The organism is Kitasatospora sp. MY 5-36, assembly GCF_001182915.1.
Taxonomy (GTDB): domain Bacteria; phylum Actinomycetota; class Actinomycetes; order Streptomycetales; family Streptomycetaceae; genus Kitasatospora.
Map to the genome: position 1 here is coordinate 1 of NZ_LFVW01000908.1, position 608 is coordinate 608.

Below are 608 nucleotides of genomic sequence, written 5' to 3' on the forward strand. Positions count from 1 at the left end.
CTGCTCGCCCCCGTCACCCCGCGCGGCGCCGACATCCCCTTCCACTCCACCGTCGACAGCCGCTGGCTGGACACCACGACGATGGACGCCGCGTACTGGTACCGCAACCTCCGCCGGACCGTCCGGCTGGAGGAGGCCGTCCGCGCCCTGCTCGCCGAGGGCTTCACCACCTTCGTCGAGATCAGCCCCCACCCCGTCCTCACCCCCGGACTCCAGGAGACCCTGGACGAGACGGCCGCGCCCACCGTCACCTGCGGCACGCTCCGCCGCGACCACGGCGGCCCGACCGCCTTCCTGGCCTCCGCCGCCCGGCTGCACGTCCGGGGCGTCCCGGTCGACTTCTCCCCCGCCCTCGCCGGGGCCCGCCGGGTCGACCTGCCCACCTACCCCTTCCAGCGCGGCCGCTACTGGCTGGAGGGGCCCCGCGAGGACGCCTCGGCCGGCGCCCTGTTCCGGACGGTCTGGCGGCCCGTCGGGGGCGCCCGCACCGGCCGCCCGGACGGCCCGATCGCCGTCCTCAACGCCGGGCCCGGCTCCACCGACGGGCTGGTCCCGTACGCCGACCTGGCCGCCCTCGCCGCCGCCGAGGCCGTCCCCGCCACCGTCCT

1 protein-coding gene is annotated in these 608 nt (G+C 77.8%); it reads left to right on the plus strand.

Features of this window, described 5'->3' with window-relative positions:
• Window positions 1-608 (plus strand): acyltransferase domain-containing protein (locus tag AE652_RS38050; protein WP_049659905.1); only part of this gene is annotated, 608 nt, incomplete at both ends.